Source organism: uncultured Parvimonas sp., assembly GCF_963524015.1.
GTDB lineage: Bacteria > Bacillota > Clostridia > Tissierellales > Peptoniphilaceae > Parvimonas.
Window position 1 is genome coordinate 1 of sequence record NZ_CAURDT010000006.1, and the last position, 23,358, is coordinate 23,358.

Genomic DNA, 23,358 nt, shown 5'->3' on the forward strand with positions numbered 1-23,358 from the left:
CTACTGGAAAAGAACAAACAGTAACTATTACTGATAAGATTCCAGAACATACAACATTTGTTTCTGCAGATAATGATGGTGTATATAAAGATGGAACAATTACTTGGACTAAAGAAAAAGTAGCTGATGGTGAAACATTTGAAGTTACTTTCAAAGTAAAAGTAAAAGCTGATGTAAATGGTGAAAAGATTCTTAACAAAGCAAATGTAGTTGATGGAAATAATGATTATGATACAAATGAAACAACAAATCCAACACCTACAAAACCAGTAAAAGATGTTTTTGATAGTAAAGATGATAAGACAAGTATTGATGGTAATGAAGTAAAAGCAGGCCAAGAATTACTTTACAAAATCACTTACAAGAATACTACTGGAAAAGAACAAAAAGTAACAATAACTGATAAGATTCCAGAACATACAACATTTGTTTCTGCGGATAATGATGGTGTATATAAAGATGGAACAATTACTTGGACTAAAGAAAAAGTAGCTGATAGAGAAGTATTCGAAGTTACATTTAAAGTAAAAGTAAATGATAATGTAAATGGCGAAAAGATTCTTAACAAAGCAAATGTAGTTGATGGAAGTAACAACTTTGATACAAACGAAACAACAAATCCAACACCTACAAAGCCAGTAAAAGATGTTTTTGCTCCTAGTGATAACAAAACTAGCATCGATGGTAATGAAGTAAAAGCAGGCCAAGAACTACTTTACAAGATTACTTACAAGAATACTACTGGAAAAGACCAAAAAATAACAATAACTGATAAGATTCCAGAACATACAACTTATGTAGAAGGTTCAGCAGATAATAACGGAAGTTTCAAGGATGGAACAATTACTTGGACTAAGGAAAAAGTAGCGGATGGAGAAACATTTGAAGTTACTTTCAAAGTTAAAGTAAATGATGATGTAAATGGCGAAAAGATTCTTAACAAGGCAAATGTAGTTGATGGAAATAACAACTTTGATACAAATGAAACAACAAATCCAACACCTACAAAGCCAGTAAAGGATGTATTTGAACCACAAAATGATCGTGTAAGTATTGATGGACAAGTAGTTAAGGCAGGACAAGAATTACTTTATAAAGTTACTTATACAAATACTACAGGAAAAGACCAAAAAGTTGTAATAAAGGATAGAATTCCAGAACATACAACTTATGTAGAAAATTCAGCAGATAATAACGGAATTTACAAAGATGGAGAAATCACTTGGACAAAAGAAAAAGTAGCTAATGGAGAAACATTCGAAGTTACTTTCAAAGTAAAAGTAGATGAAAATGTAAATGGCGAAAAGATAGTAAACAAAGCAAATGTAGTAGATGGAAGTAATAACTTTGATACAAACGAAACAACAAATCCAACACCATTAAGACCAAGACTACAAGTACCAAAGACAGGATATGGAGTAAATACAGGATTATATACAGTATTACTAGGATTATCAGCTGGGGCACTTGGAGGAATGAAGATCAGATATAGAAGAAAGAGAAAGAAATAGTTTCTTAAAAGTTAATATTTGATAAAAAGAAAGAAAAGATTGGGAATTAAAACTCCAATCTTTTTTTGTATAATAATCAATAAAATTTTTTTATTTAAAAAAGAATAATTTGTGGAAGTTTTAAGATTATCAATCGATTTGCTGTCTAAATTTAAATTGACATTGAAGTAAAAATGATGTAAAATAATTATGAATACAAGTTTTTAAAATTTAGTTTTTCTGTACTAGCAATTTTTTTATTATTAATTTTGTTTATACAGAGAGTTTTAAAAATTGTGATATGAAAAAAGAGGTGAATAAAGTGAGTGTGAACACTTTTAAAGGTGGAAAGCATATCCACGACTTTAAAGAGTTGACTAATTCGAAGCCGATAAATTTTGGTTTTGTACCTAAGATAGTAACCATACCTCTATCACAACACTCAGGTGCACCCGCTACTTGTTTGGTTAGCAAGAATGATTTAGTAAAAGTTGGACAAAAAATTGGTGAAGCTTCAGCTTTTATTTCTGCAAATGTTCATTCAAGTGTTAGTGGAAAAGTTAAATCTATTGATGAGATTATGACTGCAACAGGTGTTATGTGTCAAGGAGTAACTATCGAAAATGATGGTTTAGACGAATTGGGATATGAAGAAAAGAATTTAACAATTGATGAAGTAAGCGCGACAGACATAATAGACGCCATAAAAGAAGCCGGAATTGTCGGACTTGGAGGTGCAGGATTTCCTACTCATGTTAAGTTAACTGCTAGAGAAGGACAAGTTACAGACTACATAATAATAAACTGCGCTGAATGTGAGCCATATTTAACAAGTGATCAACTTATGATGGAATTATATCCTGAAAAAGTTGTTATGGGACTTTTATTAGCAATGAAAGCAATGGGGGCCAAAAAAGGTATATTAGGTATTGAGGATAATAAGCCACTTGCTATTGATAAGTTAAAAGAAGCATCAAAATCTTATCCTGAGATAACAGTAAGTGTTGTAAAGACTAAATATCCTCAAGGTGATCAAAAAAGACTTATCCAAGCTACAACCGGAATAGTTGTACCTTCAGGAGCTTCTACTTCTGCGGTTGGGATAAGAGTAATAAATGCTAATACTGCGATTGCTATTAATGATGCTGTTTTACATGGGAAACCTCTATATGAAAAGTTGGTTACTATGACAGGACATGCACTAAAAGATCCACAAAATGTTATGGTTAGAGTAGGATCAAAAGTTTCTGATATTGTAGAATTTATTGGAGGATATGAAAGTGAACCTGGAAAAATTATTTCAGGTGGACCAATGATGGGTGAAACTCAATATACTCCTAATGTAACTACAGGTAAACCTATGGGTGGACTACTTTTTATGACTCAGGAAGAAAGCGCTCCTAAAGCTGTAAGTCCTTGCATAAGATGTGGTAGATGTGTTGATATTTGCCCTGTATACTTACAGCCTTTGTATTTACAGCTATATACTTTGAAGCATAGAGTTGAAGAAGCTGAAAAATTACATTTAATGGATTGTATTGAATGTGGATCCTGTTCATATATTTGTCCGTCAAATAGACCTTTAGTTGAAACTATTAGACTTGGAAAAGCTGAAGTTAGAAAACAAGGTAAAGGAAAGAGAGAATAAGGAGGGTACTATGGACGAAAAAGATTTAAAAGTTGAAGTCCCTTCTGAATTGGAAAAGGGAACAGATATAGATACAAAAGAAACTGAAGTCATAACTGAAAATGTTGAAGAAGTAAAAGAAGTTGAAGGTGAAAATATTGAAACAGCTTCAACTACTGAAGAAACAAAATCAGAAAGACCTGTAAGAGAAAGAAGAGAAAGAACTTCAAGAGAACCTAGAGAGAGGACAGAACGTCCTGCAAGGGAAAGAAGATCAAGAGTTGCATCTGATGATGTATCAACAAGTTCTGAAACTGTAGAAAATTCAGAATCATGTGAAGAAGCGAAGGCAGAAAGACCTGCAAGAGAAAGACGTGAAAGAACTCCAAGAGAACCTAGGGAGAGGGCAGAACGTCCTGCAAGAGAAAGAAGAGAGAGATCTGCTGAAGCTGGAGATTCTTCAGAAGAAAGGCCTACAAGGGAAAGAAGAGAAAGACCCGCAAGAGGAGGACGTAACGAAGAACCACAAATGAGATTATTTGTTGGATCATCTCCTCATTTAAGAAGTGAAGCAACAGTAAGTACTGTTATGAGAGATGTTGTTATAGCTTTGATACCAACATTACTTGCTGGAATTTATTTCTTTGGGTTAAGAGCATTATTAGTTACATTAGTATCTGTAGTTTTTGCAGTAGGTTCTGAATATATTTACGAAAAATTAACACATAGACCTATTACTATAAAAGATTATTCAGCAGTAATTACCGGAATGCTTTTAGCTTTCAATGTGCCATCTACAATTCCTTATTGGATGGTTGCACTTGGAAGTATGTTCGCTATTATAATCGTTAAACAATTATACGGTGGACTGGGAATGAACTTTATGAACCCTGCGCTTGCTGCAAGAGCTGCATTAATGGCGTCATTCCCAACAGCAATGGCAAATTATGCTGCACCTAATACAACAATTTCAAATTTAATAAATTCATCAACTTACTCTTCACTAGATGCTACAACTTTTGCAACACCTTTATCAAAGGGAACTCAAGTTAATTTTCTTGAAGCATTTATTGGTGTTAGAGGAGGTTGTATCGGTGAAGTTTCAACTATATGCTTATTGATTGGAGCTGGATATTTGTTATATAGAGGAGTTATTCAACTTAGAATTCCACTAGTATTTATATCCACAACAGCAGTTGTTTTAGCTCTTACAGGAACAGCTATAGCTGATTTGCCAGTTCAACTTTTAATGGGTGGACTTATATTAGGGGCATTCTTTATGGCTACTGATTATGTATCAGCTCCCGTTAATAGAAAAGCTCAAATATTTTTCGCTATGGGTTGTGGTATAATTACCGCACTTATAAGAAACTTTGGTAATTTACCTGAAGGTGTAAGTTATTCTATTCTATTTATGAATATCTTAACACCACTTTTGGAAAAATATTGTGTCCCTAAAGTTTTTGGAGAAGGGAGAGTTAAAAAGTAATGAAAGAAACTATTAAATTGACAGTCAGATTGTTTATAATTACTGCAATTGCAGGTTTCGTCCTTGCGTTTGCAAATAGTTTTACTTCTCCGGTTATTAAAGCAAGAGAAAAGGCTCAATATGAGGCAGCTTTGAAGGAAGTTTTTTCTGATGCAGATAAGTTTGAAACTTTAGAAGAAGAAAAACTTAATACAATAAAAACAAAGATAAAAAATATAGAAAAAATAGAAGTTGCGAAGAAATCAGATAAAACTGTGGGATATGTTTTTAAAACATTAGGAAAAAATGGTTATGGTGGAGACATTTCAATGCTTATGGCTGTAAATACCGAAAGTCAAACTATAGTTGGGTTTAAAGTTTTAAAACATAGTGAAACACCTGGACTTGGAAGTAGAGTAACGACTGATGAATATGCAAAAAGTGTTGTCGGAAACAAAGTTACTGAACATCTAGTAAAAAATTTACATCCAGATGCAGATAATGATATTCAAGCAATAACAGGAACAACAATAAGTGTTAATGCAGTTTTAAATGGATTAAATGCCGCAATAGATGCATTACAAGAACTTGCAAAGTAGGAGGGACAATATGAAATTAAAAAAGATTTTCTTTGATGGTATATTTTCAAACAACCCTGTACTTGTTCAACTTGTTGGTATGTGTTCCGTTTTAGCGGTAACAACAAGTGTTGTAAATGCGATAGGTATGGGTTCATCAGTAATATTTGTAGTAACTTGTTCAAATATTGTAATTTCGAGCCTTAGAAAATTTATTCCAGATAAAGTGAGAATTCCTGCTTATGTAGTAATTATAGCTACATTCGTAACATTGGTACAAATGTTCTTATCAGCTTACATACCTGCACTTTATGATAGTTTGGGACTTTTTATACCACTTATAGTAGTAAACTGTTTAATCTTAGCAAGAGCAGAATCTTTTGCATCAAAAAATTCAGTTTTTTCATCAATGATAGACGGAGTAGGACAAGGAATTGGATTTACTTGTGCATTGATTGTACTAGCAAGTGTTCGTGAAGTTTTAGGTAATGGAACTTGGCTAGGATTTCCAATTCTTGGAAAAAATTATGTAAGTATTGGTGTTATCACACAAGCTCCAGGAGCTTTCATTATTCTTGGACTTTTGGTAGCAGGATTTAATATGTTAAGTAAAAAAGTTAATGCTAAAAAAGAAGGAGGTAACTAATGGGTACAATATTAAAAATTTTAGTTGCATCAATTTTAGTAAATAACTATGTTTTAGGACAATTTTTAGGAATTTGTCCACTGATTGGTGTATCAAATAAAGTTGAAACTGCATTTGGTATGGGTATGGCAGTTACATTTGTAATTACAATTTCAAGTGCTGTAACATGGGTAATTCAAAAAACATTATTGGATACTTTAGGACTTGAATATTTACAAACAATCGTATTTATACTTGTAATAGCAACTTTAGTACAATTTGTTGAAATGGTACTTAAAAAAATGAGTCCAAATCTTTATAATGCTTTGGGAGTTTTCCTACCACTTATAACAACAAACTGTGTAGTTTTAGGTGTTGCAATTACAAATATACAAAAAGAATATAATTTGTTAGAAACAATATTTAATGGTTTAGGAGCATCTCTAGGCTTTTTATTAGCCATTGTTTGCTTGGCTTCTATAAGAGAAAAATTGGAAGTAACAGAAGTTCCTAAAAATCTTGAAGGAGTTCCTCTTACATTAATTACCATTGGACTTATGTCTTTAGCATTTTATGGATTTGCGGGATTAGTATAGAGGTGAGATTATGAATGATATAATGATACCAGTTTTGTTACTTAGTATTTTAGGTATTGTATTTGCATTGATACTTGGATTTGCATCAAAAGTATTTTTTGTAAAAGTAGATGAAAAAGTTATACAAGTCAGAAATGAATTACCTGGGGCAAACTGTGGTGCTTGTGGATTTCCAGGTTGTGATGGTCTTGCAAAAGCCATTGCGGAAGGAACTGCAGGAATAAATGCTTGTCCTGTTGGTGGAGCTGACTTAGTTGCAAGACTTGCAAAACTTTTAGGAACTGAAGCTGGCGAAGTTCAAAGAATGGTAGCTTGTGTAATGTGTCAAGGTGATAAAGACTTTGCAAAAGAAAAATACATATATACTGGCATTAGAGATTGTAGAGTAAACAACTCAATGCAAGGTGGAAGTAAGACTTGTGCTTATGGATGTTTAGGCTGTGGTACTTGTCAAGATGTTTGTGGATTCAATGCAATAGATATGATAAATGGGATTGCAGTTGTAAATAAAGAAAATTGTACAGCTTGTAATAAGTGTATAGAAATTTGTCCAAAGAACCTAATTGATTTAGTTCCTTACGAACAAACAGTTATGGTAAAATGTAAGAGTTTTGCAGCTGGGAATGTTGTTAAAAATGCTTGTAAAGTTGGATGTATTGGTTGTAAAATGTGTGCAAGAGTATATCCTGAAGCATTTGTTATCGAAAACAATTTGGCTGTTCTAAATTACAAACATGGTTTAGATGAAGATTTACTTTTACAAGCAGCGGATAAATGTCCTACAAATGCAATTCATCCAGGACTAATAAAGAAAATGGCTGAAAAAGTAAATGAAGTAGCATAACTTAAGAGCGAAGAAAATTCGCTCTTTTTTTATGCATCCTTTTAATATAATTTTTTTATAAAAAAACTTGACTTGAAAACATTTCCATATTATAATATCTTTAAGGTATTAATTTATCTATTTTACAATATGTTAGGGGGAATTAGATATGAAATCATATTCTACAGAAAAGATTAGAAATCTTGCGTTAGTCGGACATAGTGCCAGTGGTAAGACTTCAGTTTGTGAAGCTTTACTTTATAAAACAGGCAATTTGAAAAGACTTGGTAAGATTGAGGACGGAAATACCGTAACTGACTTTGATAAAGAAGAAATTTCAAGAGGAGTTTCTATTTCAACTGCTATTGCACCAGTTGAATGGAGAGACTTTAAGATAAATTTAATTGACACTCCGGGGTATTTTGATTTTAGTGGAGAAGTTTATAGTTCTCTAAGGGCATCTGAAGCTGCTTTGGTTGTTTTAGATGCACAAAATGGTATAGAAGTAGGAGCTGAAAAGGTCTTAAAATATACTGAAAGTATTGAATTACCAAGAATCATTTTTGTAAATAAAATGGATAAAGAAAATGTAAACTTTGCGAAAGTAGTTAGTGATTTACACATAGCTTTTGGTAAAAAAGTTATTCCATTTACACTTGCTTTAGGCGAAGGGGAAAATTTTAAAGGTATTATTGACGTTTTAAATAAAAAAGCTTATGAATATGATGGATTTGAAAGAAAAGAAGTTGAAATTCCTGAAATAAGAATTGAAGAAGTAAATCATGTTTATGACACAATAGTGGAAGTTGTAGCAGAAACAGATGATGAACTTATGGAAAAATTTTTCGATGGAGAAGAATTTAGTCATGAAGAATTTATGAAGGGTGTTACAAGTGCATTATTAAATGGTTCTGCTGTTCCTTTGATTTGTGGTTCTGCTACAACAGGAGCCGGAATTGATATGTTACTTGATGTTATCACTGATTATATGCCTGCTCCAAATGATGAAAGAGCAAAAAGAGGCTTTAGAAATGAAGATGATAATGTTAGAAAAATTGATGTTAATGAACCTTTCTCAGCAGTTGTTTTTAAAACTGTTGTTGACCCATTTGTTGGAAGAATTTCAATTTTCAAAGTGATGAGTGGTAAGATTACTAAAGATACTGAAATTTTTAATTCAACTAAAGATGAATTAGATAAGGCTGCTGGACTTTTCTTCTTAAGAGGAAAAACTCAAATAGAAACATCAGAAATTATTGCAGGGGATATTGGAGCTGTTTCAAAACTTAATCTAACTGAAACAGGAGATACTATTTGTGATAAAGTAAATAAAACTCTTTATAAGAAGATTAAGTATCCTAAACCAAATCTTTATTTTGCAATTGAACCTAAATCAAAAAATGATGAAGATAAGATTTCCCAAGCTCTTCATAAATTACATGAAGAAGATCCAAGTTTTGTTTCTGAAAGAAATGCAGAAACAAAACAACATTTAATCGGTGGACAAGGAAATGTTCAACTTCAAATTGTTTTAGATAAACTAAAAAATGTTTATGGTGTAGAAACAAATATTGTTCCTTTAAGAATTGCATATAGAGAAACTATTAAAGGAAAGTCTGATGTTCAAGGAAAACATAAAAAGCAATCTGGTGGTGCAGGTCAATACGGGGATGTATTTATGAGATTTGAACCAACTACAGAAGAGTTTGAATTTGCTGAAGAAGTTTTTGGAGGAGCTGTTCCTAGAAATTACTTCCCAGCTGTTGAAAAAGGTATCAGAGATAGTCTTGAAAAAGGAATTTTAGCGGGATATCCTGTTGTAAATGTTAAGGCAACTCTTTATGATGGTTCATATCATCCAGTTGACTCTAACGAAATGGCATTTAAAATTGCTGCATCTCTAGCATTTAAAAAAGGTATGGAACAAGCTAATCCTGTTTTACTTGAACCTATAATGAAAGTTGAAGTTAGAATTCCAGAAAGCTATATGGGTGATGTAATGGGTGACTTGAATAAGAGAAGAGGAAAAGTTTTAGGTATGGAAATGCTTGAAGATGGAACTCAACTTGTTATTGGAGAAGCACCACATTCAGAGCTTTTTGAATATGCTATAGATTTAAGATCAATGACTCAAGCAAGAGGAGACTTTACTATGGAATTTGATAGATATGAAGAAGTCCCTGCAAATATTGCTGAAAAGATTATGGAAGAATCAAAAGCAGAAAAATAGATAAGTAGATAATTATAAAATCCACCCTTCTACGATATAACACATTATATAAGGGTGGATTTTTTTACATATGAAGAACTAAAGGAGAGAGTATATGCGTAATGAAAGATTACCTGCAGAGGAAAGAAAATGGCAGATAAGATATGCTGCTAAAAATGTATTTCTTAGTAAGGGATTTCATAACACAACTATGGAAGATGTCATTGCCGAGAGCAAAATGAGTAAAGGCGGAGTTTATAGATATTATAAAAGTACTTCTGATATGCTCTATGACCTAATGGAAGATGGTTGTGAATATAGGTACAATATAGTAGATAATTTTTTGACTATAAATAAAAATTTGGATAAATATGATGCTGTTGCAGAAATGATTACAGAAAAAATTCTAGATGATAATGAACTTTCTAAGGTTTATGTTATGTTTCTTCAAGAAAAGCAATACGATGACAATTTAGAAAAATTATTCTTGAAATTGAAAGAAGAGACTTTCATTGAGTTAAAAAAACTCTATGAAAAATTTGGATTTTCTTTTAATTATTATGAATATGATTTTTTAACAGACTTTATGAACAGTCTAATTTTAGGAAGAGAAGTATTAACTGCAAAAAATTCATTTTCTAAGAACAGAGTGGTTCTTAAAAATTTTATTTATGATTATCTAAAAAATTTAGAAGAGTAGTATAACAGCTCTTTTTTCATTGACATAAAAAATTATTTGGTTTATAATTTGTTTTAATTGAATTTAAATTTTAAATAAGTGAGATAATTATGAGAGATATTGAAGTTAATAATAATGATTCCGGACAAAGAATTGATAGATTTTTAAAAAAATATTTGAATAATGCGAGTACTTCTATGATTCAAAAATTTTTGAGAACAAAAAAGATAAAAGTTAATAGAAAAAAAGTTGATTCAAGTTATATATTAGCCTTAAATGATGTAATTAATATTTTTATTTATGAGGAAGAACTTGAAAAGCTGATTGTTTCAAAGTCAAAGAAATATTCATATTCAAAAAAGCTTGATATTGTTTATGAAGATGAAAATATTATTGTTATGAATAAACCTAAAAATTTATTGTCTCATGCATCTTCTAAAGAAGATTATGGAAATAATTTAGTGGATTTTATGATAGGATATTTGCTTGAAAAGGGTGATTATAATCCAAGAGCTGAAAAGACTTTTGTTCCTGCGATTATTAATAGATTGGATAGAAATACTTCAGGTCTTGTTGTAGGAGCTAAAAATTCTAAAGCCCTTAGAGAGTTAAATAAAATAAAGGAAAAATCTATTGAAAAGTATTATAAAACCATAGTAAGCGGAAAGGTCAAAAAAAATTTTGTAATTAATGAAAAGCTTGAAAAAGATGAAGAAAAAAACAAATCCTCAATTTCTAGAAATGGGAAAGAATCTATAACAGAAGTTTATGTAGAACAAAATAATGATGATTTTAGTCTGCTTAAAATAAAGCTTATTACTGGAAGAACACACCAGATTAGAAGTCATTTAAGTAGTAAGGGATTTTGTATTATTGGTGATATTAAATATGGAAATGCAAAAGTTAATAAGTTTTTTAGAGATAATTTTGATTTAAGAAGTCAATTTTTACATGCGGAAACGATGATTTTTAAAAATATTACTGGAGATTTAAGTTATCTTAACAATAAAGAATTTTTTGCTCCAATGGATAATCTTTATAAAAATATAATTCGAAAAATATTTTGATAAAAAGTTATATAGCTTTTGTGCTGGGTATATTTTCCTTACAGAACATTATAGGAGAGTATTATGAAAATTATAATTGATGAAAAAGCAAAAAAATTTTTGAATAGCAAAAATAACAGTGTTATAACTGTTGATGTTAAAGGTTGTAGTTCCTGAAGTGGTACTGTTTTTAAACCAATGGCTTCATTAGGTAGACCTTTAGATGTAGAAAAATACACATTAGAAAATGTAGATGGAATTGATGTGTATCTTATGAATGGAATTAAAGCAGTTAATGATACTGTTAATGTTTCAACTATGAGTTTTCTTTTTATGGAAAATTTAGTAGTTAATGGAATAATTGTTTAAAAGGCTGTTAATTCAGCCTTTTTTGTTAGGAGTGATTTTTATTAAAGTTGTTGTAAATAATAAAGCTGTGAAACTTTTAAAAGAAAATCAAAGAGATATAATTGTTGAGCTTAAAGGTTGGAGCAACTGAAATTGCCCAACGGAATTAAAACCGTCGGTTTCGATTGGTATACCAAAAAATACTAATGCTTTTGACTTTTTTGAAGTTGATGAATATAATGTATATGTAAGTAGAAAAATTCCAAAAGATGCATTTATTGAAATTTCTTCTGGAAATTTTTACGGTTTGGAATATTTAATAGCAATTATAAAATAACTTTTAGAGGTTAAAGATTATGAATCATAAAATTAAAAAATATTGGGAAAAATTTTGTAAGGAAAAAAATATTCCTATAGGTACAAAATATGAAGCGTGGAGTTTTGGAAACACAAAAGAAATGGCTGATGAATTAGCTGATTTAGTAAATAGTGGAATTAAAACTGCCACAACTGGAGCTTACGATCTTTTCGAAGAAGATGAAGAAATTCCAAAGGTTGGTGAATACAATATTATTTTAGATGGGTCAGGAGAGCCCAAATGTATTACAATAACAAGAGAGGTATATATTTTAGAATATAATTTAATATCATTTAATCATGCTTGGCTTGAAGGTGAAGGTGATAGAAGTTATGAGTATTGGAAAAAAGTTCACGATGAATATTTTACTGAAGAATTTAAAAACTCGGGGAAAGAATTTTATGAACAAGCTCCTATGGTATGTGAAGTATTTGAAAAAGTGTATTAATTATTGAAAACAGTAAATTAAAAGTTTTACTGTTTTTTTTGTTGCCTTTCTTATGATTATTATGTAAATTCAACTTTAATAATTTTACATTAATAGAATAGTAAGATAATTGAATTATCAATCTAAGCTAGTTTGTCACTTGAAAATAATTGTAAAATATGATAAAATATGTGAATAAGTAGCAGTAAAATTATTGTTAGGAGGAAATTTTATGTGCGGTATTGTTGGATATATTGGCAGTTCAAATGCCATTGATATAATTTTAAATGGACTAGAAACTTTAGAATATAGAGGATATGATTCATCAGGAATTGCATTCTTAGATAATAATAAGATAGATGTTGTTAAAACTGTTGGAAGAATTAGTAATTTAAGAGAAAAATTAGAAAGTGAATATAAAAATAAGATTTCAAATATTGGAGTTGGGCATACAAGATGGGCTACACATGGAGTTCCGTCAAATGAAAATTCACATCCACATTTGAGTATGAATTCAAAGTTTGCAGTTGTTCATAATGGAATAATTGAAAATTATTTACTTTTGAAAGAAGAACTTTTAAAGAAGAATTTTGTTTTTAAGTCTGAAACTGATACTGAAGTTATTCCACAATTATTGGAAGATTTGGATGATGGAGATTTCTTAAGCACTGTTTTCAAGATGAGAAATAAGGTTAAGGGAAGTTATGCCTTTGGTATTTTAAGACAAGATACTAATGAACTTATCGGAACAAGAAAAGAAAGTCCATTAATTGTAGGTATTGGAGATGGCGAATTTTATATTGCTTCAGATGTTATTGCAGTTTTAAAATATACAAGAGATGTTATTTATCTTGAAAATGGAGATTTAATTCATTTTAAAGATGGAAAATATACAATTTATGATGAAAAAAATAATGTTGTAAAAAGAGAGATTAAACATATTGATTGGTCCATTGAATCAGCTACTAAGGACGGATATGATCATTTTATGTTAAAAGAAATTTACGAACAACCAAAAGTAATTGAAGAAACTTTCCGTAGAAGATTAAATGAAAATGATAAATTAATCTTAGATGGAATGGAAAGTTTATTAGAAGGAAATTTGAAAAAGTTCAATAAATGTTATGTTGTTGCATGTGGTACAGCATACCATTCAGGTCTTGTAAGTAGAGAAATTTTAGAAAAGGCTTTGAGATTTCCGGTAATTGTTGATGTTGCTTCCGAATTTAGATATTCAGACAGAATGATTGATGATAAAACTTTAGTTATAATAATCAGTCAATCAGGAGAAACTGCTGATACTTTAGCTGCTCTTAGAGAAGCTAAAGCAAAAGGAGCAACTATCTTGAGTGTTACAAATGTTGTAGGTTCTTCAATAGCTAGGGAATCTGACAATGTATTCTATACTTGGGCAGGTCCTGAAATTGCTGTTGCAAGTACTAAAGGATATACAACACAAGTTACAGCTCTTTATATGATTGCTTTGAAATTTGCTGAAATTTTAGGAACAATTTCTGACGATGAATATAAGAATATAATTAATCATTTAAAGGAATTGCCTAGTAAGATAGAATTATTATTAAAAGATACAGAAATTTACAAAAAAATTGCATTAGAATTAAAGGATAAGACTACTTGTTTCTATCTAGGAAGAGGTCTTGACTACTATACTGCTATGGAAAGTGCATTGAAATTAAAAGAAATTTCATATATTTACACTGAAAGCTTTGCAGCCGGAGAGTTAAAGCATGGAACTATTGCATTGATTGAGGACGGTACACCTGTTTTTGTGATTGCGACTCAAGAAAGATTATATGAAAAAATTATTTCAAATGTAAAAGAAGTTAAAGCTAGAGGAGCTAAAGTTTTTGAAATAACTCATTTAGATAACAATCTTGATGTTTCTGATGAAAGAATATTAATTCCAGGTACTATAGAAATTTTAATGCCTATAATTTCGATTGTTGCAAGTCAACTTATTGCTTATTATGCATCATTAGCAAAGGGAAATGATGTTGATAAGCCAAGAAATTTAGCAAAATCTGTTACGGTTGAATAGATTTAAAGGGACTGGGAAGTCCCTTTTTTAAATAAAGGAGAAAATTATGTATAAGTTAATAGCGCTTGATATGGATGGCACTACTTTTAACGAAAATCATGAAATATCTGATGAAGTTAAAGACAGCTTATTTTATGCGATGAACAAAGGTGTTAAAATCGCTTTTATTTCAGGTAGAGAAGAGTTTACAGTTAAAGAAATTTTAAAAAGTTTAAGTTTAGATACTTACTATGGGGCTTTAAATGGTAGTTTGATTTCAACAACTTATAGTGAGGTTCCAAAATTCGTAAAGAGTTTAGAAAAAAAGTATATTTTTGATGTTTTAGATATTATTGAAAATAACGGTTTTTCACCTATTATTTTCTTAAAGGACTTTATTTTTACAAAAGATTCAAAAGATGAATATGTTGAAATTATTTCAAAATTTATAAATCCAAAAATAGCTAGAGTTAAAGATGTAAAACAATATATTAAAGATAATAAATTGAAAGAAAAAGTTTTGAAAATAGGAATATGTCAAGAATATGATGTATTAAAAGAATTGGACGATAAATTTACCAATACCATAAAGAATGAATACACTATTTCTTTTTCTCTTCCATTTTTTCTTGAGTTAATGGCAAAAGATACGGATAAAGGCTCTTGCTTAAAGGAAATATGCAGGCTTAACAATATAGATATATCAGAAACTATTGCAATGGGCGATGGAGAAAATGATATACCTATGTTAAATATTTGTGGACTTTCTGTTGCAATGGGAAATGCAATGGAAAATGTTAAGAAAAATGTTGATTATATAACTGATACGAATAAAAATGACGGGGTTGCAAAAGCCATAAGAAAATTTGTTTAGAGGAAATTATGGAAAAGAATTTTGTTGAAAAAATCAAAAATGTGGAAAGTTTTGTAAATGAAGTTATTTTAAATGCAATTAAAAATAATGCTTCAGATATACATTTTGAACCTAGAGAAGACAATTTTTATATAAGATACAGAATAGATGGAGAGCTAATTGACATTTATCAAATAAATAGTTTTAATGCTCCCATCATCATTTCTCGTATAAAAATTATTTCAAAAATGGATATTACAATTAAGAGAATGCCACAAGATGGAAGACTGGATTTTGATTTTAATGGAAATTTAGTTGACATTAGAGTTGCATCAGTTCCTGTAATTTTGGGTGAAAAAATTGTAATGAGAATTTTAAATGCAGGAAATTTTAAAATAGATATAGAAAATCTAGGATTATACGATGAAGAAAGACGATTAATTGAAAATATAATAAAAAGTCCAAATGGAGTTCTAATTATAAGTGGTCCTACGGGAAGTGGAAAGTCATCTACATTGTATTCATTTGTAAAAAAATTACAAAATGAAAATATCAACATAATTACTTTGGAAGATCCGGTTGAAGTTAGAATTAGTGGAATAAATCAAATAAATATAAATTCGGCTTTGGGACTTGACTTTGCGACAGGTCTTAGGGCGATGTTAAGACAAGATTTTGAAGTTGGTTTAGTTGGAGAGATGAGAGATAGGGAAACTGCAAACATTGCTCTAAGAGCAGGAATAACAGGGCATCTTATCTTTACGACTTTGCATACTGCAGACACGGTTTCGGCAATAATAAGACTTTTGAATTTAGGAATAGAAAATTATGTTATTTCTTCGGGTGTAATAGCAATTCTATCTCAAAGACTTGTTCGAAAACTTTGCCCAAAATGTAAAATTAAAAGAGATTTAACAAATTTTGAAAAAGAGATTTTTAAGAAAAATAATCTTGAAATACCCGAATATATCTATGAAAAATGTGGTTGTGAACATTGCAATAGAGGATATATTGGTAGAACTTTAATTTTGGAATCTTTAATTTTAGATGATGAAATAAAAGAAATAATAAATGGAAATTGTAATAGTGTAAGACTTTATGAATATTTTAAGAAAAACGGAAATGAAAGTTTATATAAAAATGGATTAAGAAAAATTGCAGATGGAATAACGAGTTTTGAGGAAGTAAATAAAATTTTATTTTCATTAGGAGAATTTTAAAATGAGCTTTAAAGAAAAAGTTTTTAATATTTTGAATATGGAAATTGGAAATAAACACAACTTATTAGATTTAAGTATTTCTTTAAAAGAAGCAGGACTTCTTTTAAAATCAAATATTAATACTGCAGAAACTATAAACTTGCTTTCAAAAACTTCACCAAATAAAAATTTAAAGAAAATTTTTTCAGAAGTTTATGAAAATTTATTGCAGGGACATGATTTGTATAACTCCTTTTTAAAAGTTAATAAATTTGACAATTTATTTTTATCTTTGATAAAGTCGGGGGAAAGTTCGGAAAGACTGTCTGAAGTTTTTCTATATCTATCTTTGTACTATGAAAAAAAGTATAAACTTAAACAAAAACTTATAAGTTTATTAACTTATCCTTTTATTTTATTGTCGGTTACAGTTATAGTTTTAATTTTTCTTTTGAATAATGTTATACCGACATTCTTGGATATTTTTGAAGATAGTAATATTGAATTACCTGCTATTACAAAGTTTTTAGTTAAAAGCATTGATTTTGTTAAATATAATTATCTTTATATTATTTTAGGAATCTTGGTTTTTATCCTATTTCTAAAACTAATTTTAAAAAAATATAAAGTTAGAAGATTTTTTGGAAAATTACTATTTAAAATTCCATATATAAAATCACATTATCAAAACTATATAACTTCGGTAATTGCCAAAAACTTTACTATCTTGCTTAATGGAAATATAAATATAGTTGATAGCTTAGAGATAATAAAAAATTCTACTAGAAATGTATTTATACAAGAACATTTGGAAAAGGCGATTTTAGAAATAAAAAGTGGTAATTTAATTTCAAAGTCTTTAAATGATGATTTGATTTTTAATCCCGCTTTTATAAATATGCTTGCAATAGGGGAAAGTAGTGAAAATTTAGTTGAAATACTAGAGAGTGCAACGGAATACTATGATTCAAAAATAAATTATTCAGTTGATAAAATATTACAGTATTTACAACCTTTAATTATAGTTTTAATCTCCTTATTTGTAGCATTCATTGTATTTGCAATAGCTATTCCAATTTTTGATTTATCAAATGGAATAAGTATAGAATAATTATTTTAATGGAGGTAATATATGAGAGCATTACTTGTAATTGATTTACAGAAAGGGATAATAAGTCAAAGAGATTGTAGTAATGAAATAGATAAAATTAGGTGGTTGATTGAGGATTTTAAATGTAAGAATATGCCAATTATTTTTACAAAACATCTTGATGAAAATGTTGAAAGCCCTTTATACAAAAATTGTGAAGGTATTGAAATAATAGATAATTTGGATATAAATGCAAAATATATAGTTGAGAAAAGTAAGCCAGACTCATTTTTCAATACTAATCTTGAAAAAATTTTAAAAAATGAAGGCATCACAGAATTGGTTATTTGTGGCTTTAATACTGAATATTGTTGTTTGTTTACGTCTATAGTTGCTGCTGATAAAAATTTTAAGGTCTATTTTATAGAAGATGCAACTGGAACGGTTTGTGATGAAAATACTTATGAAATGCCTGGATTAGATATTCAAGATTTTATAGGGTCAATACTAAATTGGTCAAATATGGTAAATGTTTTGTATTTAGATGAATATAAAGAAGAATTTATTTAATAAATTTTCAATAAATAAGAACCCCACCCTTCCACGATTATTCACATCGGGTGGGTAGCCGGGAACCTCGTTGTTTCACAATAAAAAGCAAGTTATTTTAAAACTAACTTGCTTTTTTGTTCCATAATTTAGTATTAGTCTTCTATATCAAGTTCATATGTTACTTTATATTTTTTGTTATAATCTGAATCATCATTATGTTCAAATTTAATCTTTATTTTTTTACTGTCATTAGTTAAGCCATAACATTCTTGTCCAGTTGTTTTTGAACCGATTGGAGTAGGTGATACCTTTTTTTCTACATTCAATGGATATGTATCTGCATTTTCCCCTTTTTCATCAACAACTAAAGCTGGTCTTATATATAAATCTTGTCCTTTACCTTTATAGCCTAAATTTTCATAGGAGTAAATTATATAAACAACTTTAGCGGGCTTTTTAGTTGTAAATCTATTTCTTTCAGTTGTAGTTTTTACGCTATTAATTTTTAATTTGAACTTTCCTTTTACTTCCCAAGTATCGTCTTTGCTTTTTAATACTAAAGGTGAGTTATTAAGATCAGTTTTTGAAATAGCATAAGTTACTTCATCATCAGTAAAACCACCAGTAGTTTCTTTTTCTTCTGTTAAGTATGATTTTAAATCTTTTTCTGTAAGTTCTGTTCCTTTTTCTTCAGCTTGTTTCTTATAATTTTTTGCTGCATTAAGTGCATTTTGATTATAGTTAAAATCATAAACTTTTATCATTTCAGCTACTTCTTCATCTTTTAATTCTTGAAGTTTTAATTTTTTAGTCAATATTTTTTTTGAATCCATTTCAACTTCATTGCCTAATTTACTTTTGATTTGTTCGATTTTTTCTTGACTTAATCCTTCTTTTTTAGCTTCTTGTTTTCCACAACCTACGACAAGTAAACCTGTTAAGAATAAAGCAATTAATTTCTTTTTCATAAATTTTCATCTCCTTTTACCTTTTATAATGTATAAATTAACATACAAATATAAATTCTATTATCTATTATAAACAAATATAAATTTTTTTCAATACCTTCATAATAAAATAACCTAAAAAAGCAGGCTTGTTTTACATTAATTTATATAGTTTTTTAGTTCATATAACTTTATTATTAAGAATTTATATATAAATATGAAAATAATGTAAAATATTATATATAATTAAGTTCAGTATAATTCTTGAAAATTATTAACATAAGTTGTATAATTTAATTAACGACGAAAACGTCTTTAAGGTATATAATTATTTAAAATATAATTTTTAAGGCTTGTTATTAATAATAAATATCGATAAGAAAATAAATAATTTTTTTGTCGACACTAAATTTTATAATCTTTTTTATATTTAAGTACTTTAGTTATTCACATTTCTTTTTTATTATGATACAATATATATGAGAAAATTTTGGAGGAAATGTGTTGAGTAGAGAAAAAATATATGTAAAAAACCATTATAGATATGATGCAATATTTGTATTTTCTATTTTAGCGATGTCTGTCAGCTTTCTTTTTGACAGTCCTAAAGAAATTTTATACGGATATATTAATATTTTAAAATCTCCAAGTCACTTACTTACTGATTACATGGCGGTAGGAGGAATAGGAGCAACATTTTTAAATGCTGGTCTTCTTATGTTACTTGCATCTTTTGTATTGTGGAAAAGACAGCAGTTGTTGACAGGTCCTATTATAGCAGCACTTTTTACGCTTTTTGGTTTTTCTCTTTTTGGAAAAAATCTATTTAATACAATTCCAATAACTTTTGGAGTTTACCTTTATGGTAAAATCGAAGGTTTAAAATTTAATACATTGACAATGAATAGTCTGTTTGGAACAGCACTCGGTCCTGTTGTAAGTTATTTATGTTTTGGAATAGGGCTTCCGTTTTTTAAAGGATTACTTATTTCTTATGCAATTGGGATTTTTATTGGAATGATTATTCCTGCACTCTCTGCATCATTTTTACGTTTCCATCAGGGTTACAGCCTATATAATATTGGTTTTACATGTGGAGTTATTGGTCTTTTCATTCAAGGGGTTTTTAAATCTTTTAATTTAGAAGTAAAAAATGTAAATGTTGTAAGTGATGGAAATTTACGAATTGCAATTATAATGTATATATTTTTTACTATAGTTTTTGTTTTAGGATTTTATCTAAATGGATTTAGTTTTAAAAATTTAGGAAATTTATTAAAGAATAGTGGTAGGGCTCCATCTGATTTTGGGAATATTTATGGTAGAGGTGTCAGCATGATTAATATGGCTGCACTTGGAATTATATATACTACTTATGTGTTAATTATGAACCAACCTTTAAACGGACCAGTTCTTGGTGGTATATTTACCATTTTTGGTTTTGGAATATTCGGTAAACATATTAGAAATGTATTACCTATTCTTGTAGGAACATTAATTGCGTACTTTTTAAATATTTATAATCCACATAGTGTTTCTGCAACAGTTACTATTTTATTTGCAACAAATTTAGCTCCAGTTGCTGGAGAGTATGGTTTTATAGCTGGAGTATTTGCAGGCTTCTGCCATGTATCAATTGTTTCTAGTGTTGGAGTCTTGCATGGAGGCTTAAACCTTTATAACAATGGCTTTTCAGGAGGCTTTGTAGCAGCAACATTAGTTCCAATTTTTGAGTCAATTAGAAATTCGAGATTTTTTTATAATAAAGGAGAGGAATAATTTTGAATACAATAAAAAATGAAGAAAATTGTGCTAAGTTAATAGTTAGTGGACTTGTTCATTATTATTTTAGTAAAAGAGTTCAAAATTTAAAAATAGATTTTAAAATAGAAAAAGATTCTCTAAGAGTTATTGCTGAGGGAAATGTAAAAATAAAGCCAAAAGATTTAGAAGAATTAAATAGAATTTCGAATTCTGCAAGACTTCCTGAGTTTGAAAATTATTATGATAATTTAATAGGATTAGGAAGCAATTCAAGTGACATATCAAATATAGATGCATTAGGCTCTATGGTTGATGAAGCTATAGTTTCTTATTCCGATGATGGTCTTTTGACTATTTTATTAGTTAGAAATTTCTAGCCTTTAGTATTTGGTGAATTGTACATATTAGTTTATTGTCTTGCTCTATGGGGTATTACAATTATGCTAAATAAAACTACTATAAGGAGTAACATATATGAAAATATTAGAGGTAAAGGATCTTCATGTTAATGTTGGAGATAAAGAAATTTTAAAAGGTATAGATTTAGATATTTTTGAAGGAAAGGTTCATGTTATTATGGGACCTAATGGTGCAGGAAAATCTACTCTTACTAATTCAATTATGGCTCATCCAAACTATGAAGTTACAAAAGGCGACATATTTTTCAAGGGCGAAAACATAAATGAATTAAGAGCTGATGAAAGAGCAAAACTTGGAATGTTTATGTCTTTTCAAAATCCTGAAGAAGTACCTGGAGTTACTGTTTCTAATTTTATTAGAGCTGCAAGAATGTCAATAACAGGAGAAAAAGAAAGTGTTGTTGAGTTTCAAAAAGAGCTTGAAGAAAAAATGGAAAGTTTAACAATGGATACTTCCTATGCTCAAAGATATTTGAATGTTGGTTTTTCAGGTGGTGAAAAGAAAAAGACAGAGATTTTACAAATGGTAATGTTAAATCCTACATTTGTAATGTTGGATGAAACAGATTCAGGTCTTGACATTGACGCTGTTAGAATTGTTTCAGAAAATGTTGAAAAATTTAAAAATGAAAATAAATCAATTTTAATCATAACTCATCATAGAGCAATATTATCAAGAATTAAACCGGATTATGTTCATGTTTTATATGATGGTAAAATTGTTAAAACATCAGATGCTTCTTTGATTGATAAAATTCAAAAAGAAGGTTATTTATGGATTGAACAAGAGGTGTAGTTATGGCATCAGAAAGAAAAAAAACACAAGTAGAAGAAATGGACAGAGGTGTCTATGATATAAAAAACGAGGTAAGATACTCTTCAAAAACAGAGAAAGGCTTAACTCGTGATATTGTTAAACAAATTTCTAAGGAGAAAAATGAACCAAATTGGATGTTAGATTTAAGACTTAAAGCTTTGGAAGTTTTTGAAAAGTCTAAAAATCCAAATTGGGGACCTGATTTATCTCCTGTTGATATAAATGAAATTACAACTTATATCAGTCCGGATGCGAAAATGAGTGGAGATTGGAATGAATTACCTGAAGATATTAAGGGTACATTTGATGCTCTTGGAATTCCGGAAGCTGAATATAAGAGAGAACTTTCAGGGGTTGGAGCTCAATATGACAGTGAAGTTGTTTATCATAGCTTAACTGAAAAAATGAAAAATCAAGGTGTAATCTACACTGATTTTGAAACTGCCGTAAGAGAATATCCTGATATAATAAAAGAATATTTTATGACTTGCATAAAGCCTGAAGATCATAGATATGCTGCATTACATTATGCAGTTTGGAGTGGTGGCTCCTTTGTTTATGTTCCAAAGGGAGTTAATGTAAGTATTCCACTACAATCATATTTCAGACTTAATGCACCGGGTGCGGGACAATTTGAACATACTTTAATTATCATTGAGGAAGGAGCTTATTGTCATTTTATCGAAGGCTGTTCAGCTCCAAAATATAATGTTTTAAATGTTCATGCTGGAGCGGTTGAACTTTTTGTAAAGAAAAATGCAACTTTAAGATATTCTACAATTGAAAACTGGTCAAGAAATATGTATAACTTAAATACAAAAAGAGCAATTGTTGATGAAAATGGAACTATTGAATGGGTTTCTGGATCCTTTGGCTCAAAGGTAAGTTTACTATATCCGATGAGTGTATTGAGAGGAGAAGGAGCAAAGAGTGAATTTACAGGAATCACTTTTGCAGGTAAAGATCAGTACTTAGATACAGGAGCAAAAGTTATTCATGCTGCTCCAAGAACAAGCTCATCAATAAATTCAAAATCCATATCAAAGGGTAATGGAGTTGCTATTTACAGAGGACTTGTAAGTGTAAAACCAAATTGTCCAGGTTGTAAATCAACTGTAACTTGTGAATCTTTGATGTTGGATCAAGAATCTCAATCAGATACAATCCCTGTAATAGATATTCAAACATCAGATATTGACTTAGGTCATGAAGCAAAAATTGGTAGAATTGACGATGATGTAATTTTCTATCTAATGAGTCGTGGTATTCCTGAAGAAGAGGCAAAAGCCATGATTGTTAGAGGTTTTGCTGAACCGATTGCAAAGGAATTACCTTTGGAATATGCTGTTGAAATGAATGCTTTGATTAATCTAGAACTTGAAGGAACTATTGGTTAGGGGGTGTC

The 23,358-nt window shown here is 29.5% G+C and carries 22 protein-coding genes; 21 read left to right on the forward strand and 1 reads right to left on the reverse strand.

The window, feature by feature from the left end; genetic code table 11:
• The 17 genes from RWJ08_RS06255 to RWJ08_RS06335 form a co-directional block, all read left to right on the forward strand.
• Positions 1 to 1,511, forward strand: a 1,511-nt coding sequence (locus RWJ08_RS06255; RefSeq protein ID WP_313961456.1) for an Ig-like domain-containing protein, incomplete at its 5' end; no start/stop codon positions are given.
• 301 nt (positions 1,512 to 1,812) lie between these two features.
• On the forward strand, positions 1,813 to 3,138 hold the full coding sequence (gene rsxC, locus RWJ08_RS06260) for an electron transport complex subunit RsxC (RefSeq protein ID WP_313961457.1): 1,326 nt from the start codon (positions 1,813 to 1,815) through the stop codon (positions 3,136 to 3,138).
• A 10-nt stretch (positions 3,139 to 3,148) separates the two neighbouring features.
• Complete coding sequence (locus RWJ08_RS06265) at positions 3,149 to 4,606, forward strand: RnfABCDGE type electron transport complex subunit D (RefSeq protein WP_313961458.1); 1,458 nt, start codon at positions 3,149 to 3,151, stop codon at positions 4,604 to 4,606.
• Complete coding sequence (locus tag RWJ08_RS06270) at positions 4,606 to 5,184, forward strand: RnfABCDGE type electron transport complex subunit G (RefSeq protein ID WP_009355019.1); 579 nt, start codon at positions 4,606 to 4,608, stop codon at positions 5,182 to 5,184. The genes RWJ08_RS06265 and RWJ08_RS06270 overlap by 1 nt, the downstream gene beginning before the upstream one ends.
• A 10-nt stretch (positions 5,185 to 5,194) precedes the next feature.
• On the forward strand, positions 5,195 to 5,809 hold the full coding sequence (gene rsxE, locus RWJ08_RS06275) for an electron transport complex subunit RsxE (protein ID WP_293440467.1): 615 nt from the start codon (positions 5,195 to 5,197) through the stop codon (positions 5,807 to 5,809).
• Positions 5,809 to 6,384: an electron transport complex subunit RsxA gene (rsxA, locus tag RWJ08_RS06280; protein ID WP_009354833.1), complete on the forward strand. Its 576-nt coding sequence runs from the start codon at positions 5,809 to 5,811 to the stop codon at positions 6,382 to 6,384. The genes rsxE and rsxA overlap by 1 nt, the downstream gene beginning before the upstream one ends.
• A 10-nt stretch (positions 6,385 to 6,394) precedes the next feature.
• A complete protein-coding gene (locus RWJ08_RS06285; protein ID WP_313961459.1) occupies positions 6,395 to 7,228 on the forward strand; it encodes an RnfABCDGE type electron transport complex subunit B in 834 nt (277 codons plus the stop codon).
• Between the two features lie 148 nt (positions 7,229 to 7,376).
• Entirely contained in the window at positions 7,377 to 9,437 is a 2,061-nt protein-coding gene (gene fusA / locus RWJ08_RS06290) for an elongation factor G (RefSeq protein WP_313961460.1), read from the forward strand.
• Between the two features lie 94 nt (positions 9,438 to 9,531).
• On the forward strand, positions 9,532 to 10,116 hold the full coding sequence (locus tag RWJ08_RS06295) for a TetR/AcrR family transcriptional regulator (protein WP_313961461.1): 585 nt from the start codon (positions 9,532 to 9,534) through the stop codon (positions 10,114 to 10,116).
• A gap of 89 nt (positions 10,117 to 10,205) precedes the next feature.
• Positions 10,206 to 11,162, forward strand: coding sequence for an RluA family pseudouridine synthase (locus tag RWJ08_RS06300; RefSeq protein ID WP_313961462.1), 957 nt, complete (start codon positions 10,206 to 10,208; stop codon positions 11,160 to 11,162).
• A gap of 63 nt (positions 11,163 to 11,225) precedes the next feature.
• Positions 11,226 to 11,510: a CC/Se motif family (seleno)protein gene (locus RWJ08_RS06305; protein WP_264175399.1), complete on the forward strand. Its 285-nt coding sequence runs from the start codon at positions 11,226 to 11,228 to the stop codon at positions 11,508 to 11,510.
• A 335-nt stretch (positions 11,511 to 11,845) separates the two neighbouring features.
• A complete protein-coding gene (locus tag RWJ08_RS06310; RefSeq protein WP_313961463.1) occupies positions 11,846 to 12,295 on the forward strand; it encodes an ASCH domain-containing protein in 450 nt (149 codons plus the stop codon).
• Positions 12,296 to 12,506: 211 nt separating this feature from the next.
• Positions 12,507 to 14,333, forward strand: a complete 1,827-nt coding sequence (gene glmS / locus RWJ08_RS06315; protein ID WP_313961464.1) for a glutamine--fructose-6-phosphate transaminase (isomerizing) — start codon at positions 12,507 to 12,509, stop codon at positions 14,331 to 14,333.
• A 46-nt stretch (positions 14,334 to 14,379) separates the two neighbouring features.
• Complete coding sequence (locus tag RWJ08_RS06320) at positions 14,380 to 15,186, forward strand: Cof-type HAD-IIB family hydrolase (RefSeq protein ID WP_313961465.1); 807 nt, start codon at positions 14,380 to 14,382, stop codon at positions 15,184 to 15,186.
• Between the two features lie 8 nt (positions 15,187 to 15,194).
• Entirely contained in the window at positions 15,195 to 16,385 is a 1,191-nt protein-coding gene (locus RWJ08_RS06325) for a GspE/PulE family protein (protein WP_313961466.1), read from the forward strand.
• A gap of 1 nt (position 16,386) precedes the next feature.
• The gene (locus RWJ08_RS06330; protein WP_313961467.1) at positions 16,387 to 17,475 is read left to right on the forward strand and encodes a type II secretion system F family protein; all 1,089 of its coding nucleotides are present in this window, start codon (positions 16,387 to 16,389) and stop codon (positions 17,473 to 17,475) included.
• A gap of 21 nt (positions 17,476 to 17,496) precedes the next feature.
• Positions 17,497 to 18,024 (forward strand): isochorismatase family cysteine hydrolase, encoded by a 528-nt coding sequence (locus tag RWJ08_RS06335; RefSeq protein WP_313961468.1) that lies wholly within the window; start codon positions 17,497 to 17,499, stop codon positions 18,022 to 18,024.
• 134 nt (positions 18,025 to 18,158) lie between these two features.
• On the opposite strand, the gene RWJ08_RS06340 is transcribed toward RWJ08_RS06335, so the two are convergent.
• On the reverse strand, positions 18,159 to 18,974 hold the full coding sequence (locus tag RWJ08_RS06340; protein WP_313961469.1) for a hypothetical protein: 816 nt from the start codon (positions 18,972 to 18,974) through the stop codon (positions 18,159 to 18,161).
• Between the two features lie 480 nt (positions 18,975 to 19,454).
• Here RWJ08_RS06340 and RWJ08_RS06345 point away from each other — a divergent pair, with 480 nt between their 5' ends.
• The 4 genes from RWJ08_RS06345 to sufB all read left to right on the forward strand — a co-directional run bounded on the left by RWJ08_RS06345 (position 19,455) and on the right by sufB (position 23,350).
• Entirely contained in the window at positions 19,455 to 20,732 is a 1,278-nt protein-coding gene (locus RWJ08_RS06345; protein WP_313961470.1) for a DUF1576 domain-containing protein, read from the forward strand.
• Positions 20,733 to 20,734: 2 nt separating this feature from the next.
• Positions 20,735 to 21,094, forward strand: coding sequence for a hypothetical protein (locus RWJ08_RS06350; protein ID WP_009354411.1), 360 nt, complete (start codon positions 20,735 to 20,737; stop codon positions 21,092 to 21,094).
• Between the two features lie 97 nt (positions 21,095 to 21,191).
• Positions 21,192 to 21,932, forward strand: coding sequence for a Fe-S cluster assembly ATPase SufC (gene sufC / locus RWJ08_RS06355; protein ID WP_293440441.1), 741 nt, complete (start codon positions 21,192 to 21,194; stop codon positions 21,930 to 21,932).
• A 2-nt stretch (positions 21,933 to 21,934) separates the two neighbouring features.
• Entirely contained in the window at positions 21,935 to 23,350 is a 1,416-nt protein-coding gene (gene sufB / locus RWJ08_RS06360) for a Fe-S cluster assembly protein SufB (RefSeq protein ID WP_313961471.1), read from the forward strand.
• Positions 23,351 to 23,358 lie beyond the last annotated feature (8 nt).